Source organism: Nocardia amamiensis NBRC 102102 (assembly GCF_001612745.1).
Lineage (GTDB): Bacteria > Actinomycetota > Actinomycetes > Mycobacteriales > Mycobacteriaceae > Nocardia > Nocardia amamiensis.
In genome coordinates this window covers 1-9535 of sequence record NZ_BDBA01000051.1, presented here as the reverse complement: position 1 = coordinate 9535, position 9535 = coordinate 1, and the positions used below count along the sequence as shown (strand labels likewise).

Sequence of the window (9535 nt, the reverse complement as noted above, 5' to 3'; positions counted from 1 at the left end):
CCCATAGCCGCCTCGTCACCGTCGCTGGCCGGCTGGTGCGCTGAGTACGCCGAGGACCGCGTCGGCGGCATCGCGCAGTGGGCCCCGCCGGCGCATCGAGACCGCGCCACGCTCCAGGCGGTGCGCAAGCCCGGTTTGGGCGCGGACGGCGGCGAGCAGGGGAAGGTCGAGCACTTCGGCGACCTCGTCTCCACGTAGCCCTCCGGGTGCCGGTCCACGAACGATCAAGCCCTGGTTCGGGTTTCGCCGTGCGATGTGGGCCGACACCGCTTCGGCGGCGGCGACCGCCCGCAGCCGGGCCGGAACGACCAACACGACAAGGTCTGCCGCGTCGAGCATCTGGTCGGCATGCGGTCCGCGCTCACCCGAAATGTCGCAAACTACGAAATCGCCTGCGGCACGGCCTGCTTCGAGTACAGCGCAGACACCGGAGGCGCCGAGTTCGCGTGGCAACCGTCCCGCACCACATCGAGCGCAAGACAGCACGGCAAGGCCGGGCGCGGCGGCAGGCAGCGCACCGTGCAGGGCAGCCGCGGACACCCGTCCGTCCTCGACGACCAGGTCGGGCCAGCGCAAGCCCGCTGTCGTCTCGATGCCGAGGAGCAGGTCGAGCCCTCCTCCGAAAGGGGCACCGTCGACCAGCAAGGTCTCTCGCCGAAACCTCTCGGCCGCGGCGCGCAGCGCAATCGCGACGGCCATGGTGGACGCCCCAGCGCCGCCGCCCGCCCCGGCGACGGCGACGACCACCCCGTCGCCCGCACGCTGCTCGCCATACTCAGCAAACATCTCGATGAGCCCCACCGCGGAGCCCGGCAGAGCGATAACCCGCTCCGCGCCGACCGATGCCGCGACCTGCCAATCGAGCAAACCTGGCTCACCGTCGGTTACCAGCACCACCCCGGTTCGGCGCAGATACCTGCCCGCCGCCACGTCTCGCGCGGCATCTGTGTCGAGGATCACCAATGCCGCGCCGGTCCAGGCATGCCTTCCGACGGGTTGCGACGGCTCGTCGAGGCCTCTTTCAGCGGCGGCCGCGACGCGCCGGACTTCGTCACGCAGGCGTGCGTCGTGGATCAGCACGAGGGCAGCGGGCGTGCCGCCTGGCGCCGAGTGGTCGAGATTCATGCAGGTCAGCGTGGCCGAATCCGGCCGAGCAAAGAAGGGGGTCGGTGCCGAATGTGGATAACTCACGGGCTGTGGACAACTTCTCGAGCCACGCCGCGGAACGAGTCGTCCCGGAAATAGAGGACGGCCCCAGCCGGGGGGGGAGGAGGCTGGGGCCGTCGGGTTCAGCCCCGGGGGGTCGGGCTGAACGCGCCTGGACCATGTCCAGGTGCCAGCAATACTACACCCAATCCCCGGCCACAACGCAAGTCCGGCATCAGAGAACTTTGCGCCTACCCAAGCTCCGGCGTCTGCGGGGCAAACCCTCCGGAAGCATCGCCCACCTCGACCCGCACCAATGAGGACACCCATGCCCAAGGGGCGCACCCGGTGAAATCAATCCGCAGCCGCGAGAGAGCCAAAGCACAAGCAGCCGCAGAAAGAGCGCCGCCGGCGCAGTTCGGCTGTAGCCCCGCGCCGAGCCAGCGTGGGCAAGGCCGCCGCAGAAACGACGCCGCCGGATGAAATCGCCCACAGCCCCACGCGAGGCGAGCCGAGGCGAGGTCGCCGCCTATTCTGGTCGGGTGGACAACCCACCCACCGCAGGCGGTCGCGTCGCCGCCTTCTTCGATCTGGACAAGACCGTGATCGCGAAATCGAGCACGTTCGTGTTCAGCAAGCCCTTCTACGCGCAGGGACTCTTGAACCGCCGCGCCGTGCTGGAGAGCAGCTACGCCCACTTCCTGTTCCTGCTGTCGGGGGCCGACCACGATCAGATGGAGCGGATGCGCGCCCACCTGACCAGCATGTGCGCGGGCTGGGATGTCGAGCAGGTGAAATCCATTGTGGGCGAGACACTGCACGAACTGGTCGAGCCCCTGATCTACGCGGAGGCGGCCGACCTGATCGCCGACCACAAGATCCGGGGGCACGACGTGGTGATCGTGTCGGCCTCCGGCGAGGAGATCGTCGCCCCGATCGCCGAAGCGCTCGGCGCTTCGCATACTGCCGCCACCCAGATGGTGGTGGCGGACGGCAAGTACACCGGCGATGTGGCGTTCTACTGCTACGGCGAGGGCAAGGTGGCCGCCATCGAAAAGCTTGCCGCCAGTGAGGGTTACGACCTGTCGCGATGCTACGCCTACTCCGACTCGATCACCGATCTCCCGCTGCTCGGCGCGGTAGGGCACCCGACCGCAGTCAATCCGGATCGCAATCTGCGCCGCGAGGCCACCGCGCGCGGCTGGCCCGTTCTGACCTTCTCCAACCCCGTGTCGCTGTGGTCGCGCTTCCAGGCGCCGTCGTCCACCACGCTCGCGGCGACGGCCGTGGTCGGTGTGAGTGCTGTACTGGCCGGCGCGATCAGCTATCGGATCCTGCGTCGACGCCGCTGAGATCCGGGCGCTCGGGCTCCGCCGCAGGCGGGTTGCCCGGCCCTTGCCATCAGGTTCGCCGACTTAGCACAAGAGGCGAAGGACCAGGCATTTTAGCCGCGAAACGCCGAGAAGAACCGCGCTTGTTCAATGCCATCCGAACCCTTGATGTGAATGCAGTCACAGTGTAGAAAGGTAACTACGGAAGGGCGGAAGGCCTAGGCAATACCGGAAGAGAAGGGATTGTCTCCCGACCCTCCTTCCCAGCACGGACACCAGGAACCCACGCGGAGCACGCCGCGACAAGGGCAGAAGCGTTGTGGGCCTGCGAAATCCGGGTATTCGACGGCGAGGGCCTCGCACAGGTTGCGGGGATGAACCGGCGATGTCCGGATGGTCGCCGAGGCCGCAGAACACAACCCACCCAGCACGCTTGGTAACCCGGTAGTCCGTGCTAGCGGGCGGTGAGGTCGACAGACAACGCCGCCCGCTTTGACGTGTCGGGGGCCGTTGTCATCCCACCGCCGAGTCGGCGATCGATGTGGCCTCGCGCGCTCCGTCCTCGAAGGCCGCGCAGCAGAAGATCACCCAGCCGCCCACTGCCTCCGGATCGCCGGTCCCGAACCCAGCAGCCGCGTCCAGATAGGCCTGGCGCCTGCGTAACCAGAACACCTCCGGTACGCCGAGACTGTGTGGGTCCAGCCCACTGGACACGACGACCAAGCGTGAGGCCGCCCGCGCGACTACACCGTCCGCCGTCCCGAACGGTCGCAGCGCCAATAGCTCACCGTGTACTACCGCGGCGATCACCGGCGCAGGCGCTCGTGAGCCGAGCACTGTTTGCGCCAACAGATCCAGCCGCTGCGCCACACCCGCCTCGTCGCGCGGCCTGCCGAGCGATTCCTCGGCGGAGACCAGATCCGCGGCGGCGAGCAGATGCAGCCGCGCCAGCGCCTGCAGCGGCGCCCGCTGCCAGGTGGCTGCCAGGTTCCGCAATGCGTCACCATCCAACGCCTGCCCGACCCGCAACGAACCGGCCAGGATCGGATCCGCCACGCGGCCGTCGGCGGGGAGTTCGGTGCTGCCTCCGTCGATAGCGGCCGACGAACGGGCAGCGCGCACCGCGGCCTCGGCCGCCGTGGTCGGCCACCCACGACGGTTCGCCTTGTGCCGATGCACCTCGGCGAGCGCGTCGCGGGCACGGTCGGCCGCGTCCCGGACACCCGGTAGATCGGCGAGGGGCTGTAGCGGATCAGTCACGGCATACGAGGCTACTTGCCTGCTCCGGGACCGATCCGCCCGCCTGATGGACACTGCCGGAAGTGGTCTGTTCTCAGCCCGCGCACAGCCGCGGCCAAGGCGGAGTACGCACAACGGCCGCCGCAGCCAAGGTAGAGGTACGCCCAACTGCCCTTACCCCGCCAGCAGGGCCCGCCCCGGGATCGCGTCGAGCAAGTTGCGGGTGTACTCCTGGCGCGGGTTGTCGAACACCTCGTCGGTGGCAGCCGCCTCGACCACCTTCCCGTGCTGCATGACCAGCACGTCGTCCGCGATCTGCCGGACAACCGCCAGATCGTGGGTGATGAACAGATACGTCAGCCCCAACTCGGCCTGCAGCTCGCCGAGCAGCCGCAGGATCTGTGCCTGCACCAGCACGTCGAGTGCGGACACCGCCTCGTCGCAGACCACCACCTCCGGCCGCAGCGCCAGCGCTCGAGCGACGGCCACCCGCTGACGCTGCCCACCGGACAGCTCGTTCGGGTAGCGCCGCAGCACGCTGGACGGCAGCGCGACCTTGTCGAGCAGTTCCCGGACGGTTGCCTCGCGCTCCTCAGGCGTGCCGATCCGGTGGGTGCGCAGGGGCTCCTCGATGGTGCGGTAGATGGTGTACATCGGGTCCAGCGAGCCGTAGGGGTCCTGGAAAACCGGCTGCACCCGCCGCCGGAAGGCGAAGGCGCCCTTGCGATCCAGTGTGGCGACCTCGTTGCCGTCGAAGGTGACCGATCCGGAGGTCGGGGCGAGCAGCCCGAGAACCATCCGCGCCACTGTCGTCTTGCCCGAGCCGGACTCGCCGACGATCGCCGTGGTGCAACCGCGTCGTAGCCGGAATGACACGTCGTCCACCGCGGCGAATTCGGTCGATTTCCACGGTGTGCGGTCGCGGATGCGGAACGTCTTGGTCAGGTGCTCGGCCACGACCACATCGTCCGGAACCACCGAGAGCTCGGCACCGGCCGCCGCGACCTGCTCGGCCATCCGCACGGCCTGCGCCCGGATCTCGGCCCGCTGCCGCAGCGACGACCGCCGTTGCGCGGCCAGCGAGGGCGCCGAGCTCACCAGCCGTTTGGTGTACTGGTGCTGGGGATCGCGCAGGATCCGCAACGCCGGGCCGGATTCCACCACCCGCCCGCGATACATCACCACCAAGTGCTCGGCGCGCTCTGCCGCGAGTCCGAGATCGTGGGTGATCAGCAGAACCGCCGTGCCGAGTTCGGTGGTGAGCCGATCGAGATGATCGAGGATCTGCCGCTGCACGGTCACGTCCAGCGCCGAGGTCGGCTCGTCGGCGATGAGCAGTTCGGGACGGCAGGCCAGGCCGATCGCGATCAGCGCGCGCTGACGCATGCCACCGGAGAACTCGTGTGGATACTGGTTCACCCGGCGTTCGGCATCGGGCATGCCCGCTTCCTCGAGCAGTTCCACGGCTCGCTTGTCCGCGGCCCTGCCCTTCGCGATGCCGTTGGCCTCCAGGGTCTCGCGGATCTGGAACCCGATCTTCCAGACGGGATTCAGATTCGACATCGGGTCCTGCGGCACGAAACCGATACCGTTGCCGCGGACGGCGACGATGTCTCGTTTCGAGGCGGCGGTGAGGTCTTTGCCGTCGAACAGGATCGAGCCGGACGTGACCCGTCCCGTTCCCGGCAGCAGATCGATGATGGCGTGCGCCGTGGTCGATTTGCCCGAGCCCGATTCGCCGACGATGGCCACGGTCTGGCCTGCGTACACCGAGAGGCTCACGTCCCTGACCGCGGGCACATGCTTGCCGTCGGTGGTGAAACCCACGTTCAGGTCGGCGATCTCGAGCAGCGGCTCCCCCTCCTTCATCGCTTCCTCGCCTTCGGATCGAGGGCGTCACGTACCGCGTCGCCCAGCATGATGAAGCTCAGCACGGTCAGGGCCAGAGCCGTCGCGGGATAGAACAGGATCGGCGAGGTGCGGATCTCCTTCTGCCCGGTGGCGATATCAGCGCCCCAGGACACCACCGTGCGTGGCAATCCGACGCCGAGGTAGGACAGTGTCGCCTCGGTGACGATGAAAACGCCCAGCCACAGCGTGGTGACCACGATCAGCGGCCCCGCCGAGTTCGGCAGCACGTGGCGTAGCAGCGTCTGTAGCCGGGACACGCCCAATGCCTGTGCCGCCGTGACGTAGTCGCTGTTCTTCGCCTGGATCACCGCGCTGCGGGCGATCCGCGCGGCCTGCGGCCAGGTGAACGAGGCGAGGATGACGATCACGGTCCAGATCGTGCGGGCATCCAGCAGCTGCATGATCACGATGGCGGCCAGCATCAGCGGGATCGCGTAGAAGATCTCGGCGACCCGGGATACGAACGAGTCCAGTGGGCCGCCGTAGAAGCCCGACAGCGCCCCGAGCGTGCCGCCGATCAGCACGAAGAGCATGGTCGCGCCGACCCCGGCCAGCACGGAAGCCCGCGCGCCGTAGATGGTTCGGGCGTAGATGTCGCACCCCTGCTTGTCGAAGCCGAAGGGGTGGCCCGCGCCGCGCGGGTCCATGCTGAAGTCGCCGTTGCAGTAGCGCGGGTCCTGACCGGTGAACCAGCCAGGCCAGATCACCACGATCAGCACGATCACGATCAGCACCGCTGCGGCGATGAAGATCGGATTGCGTCGCAGTTGTCGCCACGCGTCGCGCCAAATGCTGGTCGGTGCATCGGAATCCACTACGGCGTCGGTGGCGAGCACCTCGACCTCGTCCGGGGGCGCGACGAAGTGCTCCTGGCCGCGGCGCTCCTGGCCGCCGCCCGTGGTCGGGTCAGGCATAACGAATCCTCGGATCGAGTGCGGCGTAGAGCAGGTCGACGACCAGATTGGTGATCAGGAAGATGACGATCAGCACCGTGACGAAGGAGACCACCGTCGGCGGCTCGCCCCGGGTGATCGCCTGGTAGAGCGTGCCGCCGACGCCGGGGATGTTGAAGATCCCCTCGGTGACGATCGCGCCGCCCATCAGAGCGCCGAGGTCGGCGCCGAGGAAGGTGATCACCGGGATCATCGAATTGCGCAGGATGTGCACGGTCACCACGCGGCGTCTGCCGAGCCCTTTGGCCGTCGCGGTGCGGACGTAGTCGGCGGACATGTTCTCCGCCACCGAGTTCCGCGTCAACCGCAGCACGTACGCGAACGACAGCGATCCGAGCACGAACGCCGGAACCAGCAGTTCGCCGATCGTCGCCCGCCCGGAGACGGTCACCGGCGCGATTCCCCACTGCACGCCGAGCAGGAATTGCGCCAGGAACCCCACCACGAAGACCGGAACCGCGATGACGATCAGGCTGATCACCAGCATCGTGGAATCGAACAGCTTGCCTTTGCGCAGCCCGGCGATCAGCCCGAACGCGATGCCGAACACGGACTCGACGAGCACCGCAAGCAACGCGAGTTTGATCGTGATCGGGAACGCGCGCGCGAGTTCGTCGCGCACCGGCCTCCCGGAGAAGGCGGTTCCGAAGTCCAGCGTGACGATGCCCTTCAGATATAGCAGATACTGCACGAGAAACGGCTCGTCGAGGTGGTAGCGCGCCCGCAGCTGCGCCTCCACAGCGGGCGTCATCGGCTTGTCACCGGCCAATGCGCTGATCGGGTCCCCGGGAACAAGGAACACCAGGGCATAGATGAGCAGCGTCGCCCCGAGGAAGACGGGGATCATCTGAAGCAGACGCCGCAGGACGTACCAGGCCATTTCGCCTCCTGGGTCAGCGCTGCCCGCGCCGGAGGCGACGCTGGGCGGCGAGCGGCTACTTCTCGATGTTCTCGAAGTCGAACAGGCCGTTCCAGGCCAGTTCCGCCTTCGAAACCCGGTCCGAGCGGCCCGCGGCGGCCACGTAGTCGAGCACCGGGATGTCGGCCATGTCCCTGATCAGCAGGGCCTGAGCCTGCGCGACGATCTTGTAGGACTCTTCCTGCGTCGGAGCGGCCTGGGCGGCGTCGAGCAGACGGTCGACTTCAGGGTTGTTGTAGTCGACGTTGTTGGTGTCGGAGTAGCTGTAGTACTGCGAGGTGAGGAACTGCAGCATGGTCGGGTAGTCACCCTGCCAGCCGTAGCGGAACGCTTTGTTGATCGTGTGCGCGTTGACTTCGTCGCGGATGTTCTTGAACGTCGGGTACGGCGTGCCGATGGCGTCGATACCCAGGGTGTTCTTCACGCTGTTCGCCACGGCCTCGACCCAGGCTTGGTGGCCGCCGTCGGAGTTGTAGGCGATCTCGTAGCGGCCCGACCAGGGCGCGATCGCGTCGGCCTGCGCCCACAGTTTCTTGGCCTCGTCCGGGTTGTACTTCAGCACCTCCGAGCCGGGCAGGTTCGGGTCGAACCCGGGCAATGTGCTCGCGGTGAAGTCGCGCGCCGGAATCCGGGTGCCGTGGAAGATGTTCTCGGCGATCTGCTCTCGGTTGATCGCCATCGAGATCGCCTTGCGCCGCAGCAACCCTTCCTCGCCGGAGAAATGCGGCACGTTGGACTGGACGCCGATGTGCTGGTTCTGCGCGGTCGGTTTGGTGATCGCCCGGTCGCCGAGATCCTGGTGATAGGAGGTGAGCGCGCTGTCGGGCACCGTGTCGAGCGCGTCGAGGTTGCCCGCTTGCAGGTCCGCGTACGCCGTGTCGTAGGACTGGTACATCACGAAACGCAGACCCTTGTTCTTGGCGGGGCGGCCACCGGGGTAGTCCGGGTTGGGCACCAGATCGATCTTGACGTTGTGCTCCCACGCCCCCGTGCGCGCGAACTTGTAGGGGCCGTTGCCGATCGGGTTCTCGCCGAACGCTTTCATGTCCTTGAACGCGGCCTCCGGCAACGGGTAGAACGGCGCGTACCCGAGCCCGGTCTCGAAGTCGATCGAGGGTGCCTTCAGCTCGATGGTGAAGGTGCGGTCATCGATCACCTTCAGCCCCGACATCGTCTGTGCGGTGGGATTTTCCGCGGACACTTCATCGAAACCGAGGATCGGGTTGAACACATAGCTCTGCAACTGTGCGTTGGTGCCGAGCGCGCCGTAGTTCCACGCGTCGACGAAGGACTTGGCCGTCACGGGCGTGCCGTCGCTGAATTTCCAATTCGGCTCGAGGGTGACCCGGTAGTTCTTGCGATCGGTGGTTTGGATCGACTCCGCCATTTCGTCGTGTGCCTTGCCGTTGGCGTCGTAGTACTTCAAGCCTGCGAACAACCGGTCGACCACACGCCCGCCCATGTTCTCGTTGGTATTGGTGGGGACCAACGGATTCTGCGGCTCGCCACCGTTGACGGTGACGATGTCGGCATCGCCGCCGTCGCCTGGGGAACAGGCGGCCAGCCCGAGGCTCGTGGCCAGTAGCACTGCCGCGGTCAGCGCCATCGCTCTGTGGAATCTCAACGCGTTCTCCCGTTGCGAGAAGGGGGGAGCCGGACGACACCCGCGCGAAGTCCACCAGCGCATGCCGACACGATCCGCCTGTGTGGTTGGCAGAGTAGCCACCGGCGCGGGCACTGTCACCGGATTGATCCGAGTTCGTTGCACTTGTTACCGATCCGGCAACATCGCCGAAACACCCCGAGTTTGGTGCGGAAATACCCGCACGGCCGCGGCATTGCCTTCATCGAGGTCATCGGCTCCGGGCCGGCTTCGTACGGACCGCGACGGCGTGACGGTGGCGAAACCCGGCCGACACACCGCACGCGGCGTAGGTCACAGTTGATTACTGTCGAACTTGGCTCGAATCGTGCGCTCAGGCTACGTGGAAAGAAGAGACGAAATGACTGAAACCACCGCCGACCACAGGGACTCG

7 protein-coding genes are annotated in these 9535 nt (G+C 67.1%); 1 reads left to right on the top strand and 6 read right to left on the bottom strand.

The window, feature by feature from the left end:
- Nucleotides 1–15: 15 nt before the first annotated feature.
- A complete protein-coding gene (gene ssd / locus NA4_RS12620) occupies nucleotides 16–1125 on the bottom strand; it encodes a septum site-determining protein Ssd (protein WP_067469049.1) in 1110 nt (369 codons plus the stop codon).
- 500 nt (nucleotides 1126–1625) lie between these two features.
- Between ssd and NA4_RS12615 the strand changes: the two genes are divergently transcribed.
- Nucleotides 1626–2498, top strand: a complete 873-nt coding sequence (locus NA4_RS12615; protein ID WP_067469048.1) for an HAD family hydrolase — start codon at nucleotides 1626–1628, stop codon at nucleotides 2496–2498.
- Between the two features lie 492 nt (nucleotides 2499–2990).
- Here NA4_RS12615 and NA4_RS12610 read toward each other — a convergent pair whose 3' ends face one another.
- The 5 genes from NA4_RS12610 to NA4_RS12590 all read right to left on the bottom strand — a co-directional run bounded on the left by NA4_RS12610 (nucleotide 2991) and on the right by NA4_RS12590 (nucleotide 9105).
- Nucleotides 2991–3737 (bottom strand): Fic family protein, encoded by a 747-nt coding sequence (locus NA4_RS12610; RefSeq protein WP_067469047.1) that lies wholly within the window; start codon nucleotides 3735–3737, stop codon nucleotides 2991–2993.
- 153 nt (nucleotides 3738–3890) lie between these two features.
- Nucleotides 3891–5585 carry a dipeptide ABC transporter ATP-binding protein gene (locus tag NA4_RS12605; protein WP_067469045.1) on the bottom strand — a complete coding sequence of 565 codons (1695 nt, stop codon included), beginning with the start codon at nucleotides 5583–5585 and terminating at the stop codon, nucleotides 3891–3893.
- Entirely contained in the window at nucleotides 5582–6541 is a 960-nt protein-coding gene (locus tag NA4_RS12600) for an ABC transporter permease (RefSeq protein WP_067469039.1), read from the bottom strand. The genes NA4_RS12605 and NA4_RS12600 overlap by 4 nt, the downstream gene beginning before the upstream one ends.
- Nucleotides 6534–7460, bottom strand: coding sequence for an ABC transporter permease (locus NA4_RS12595; protein ID WP_067469036.1), 927 nt, complete (start codon nucleotides 7458–7460; stop codon nucleotides 6534–6536). Before NA4_RS12595 ends, NA4_RS12600 begins: the two co-directional genes overlap by 8 nt.
- Before the next feature lie 55 nt (nucleotides 7461–7515).
- Entirely contained in the window at nucleotides 7516–9105 is a 1590-nt protein-coding gene (locus NA4_RS12590; protein ID WP_067469034.1) for a peptide ABC transporter substrate-binding protein, read from the bottom strand.
- Between the last annotated feature and the right edge of the window lie 430 nt (nucleotides 9106–9535).

Bases quoted from the DNA above. Each gene is read 5' to 3' on its own strand.
- ssd (WP_067469049.1), bottom strand. From the start codon at position 1,125: ATGAATCTCGACCACTCGGCGCCAGGCGGCACGCCCGCTGCCCTCGTG.
- NA4_RS12615 (WP_067469048.1), top strand. From the start codon at position 1,626: ATGAAATCGCCCACAGCCCCACGCGAGGCGAGCCGAGGCGAGGTCGCC.
- NA4_RS12605 (WP_067469045.1), bottom strand. From the start codon at position 5,585: ATGAAGGAGGGGGAGCCGCTGCTCGAGATCGCCGACCTGAACGTGGGT.
- NA4_RS12600 (WP_067469039.1), bottom strand. From the start codon at position 6,541: ATGCCTGACCCGACCACGGGCGGCGGCCAGGAGCGCCGCGGCCAGGAG.
- NA4_RS12595 (WP_067469036.1), bottom strand. From the start codon at position 7,460: ATGGCCTGGTACGTCCTGCGGCGTCTGCTTCAGATGATCCCCGTCTTC.
- NA4_RS12590 (WP_067469034.1), bottom strand. From the start codon at position 9,105: ATGGCGCTGACCGCGGCAGTGCTACTGGCCACGAGCCTCGGGCTGGCC.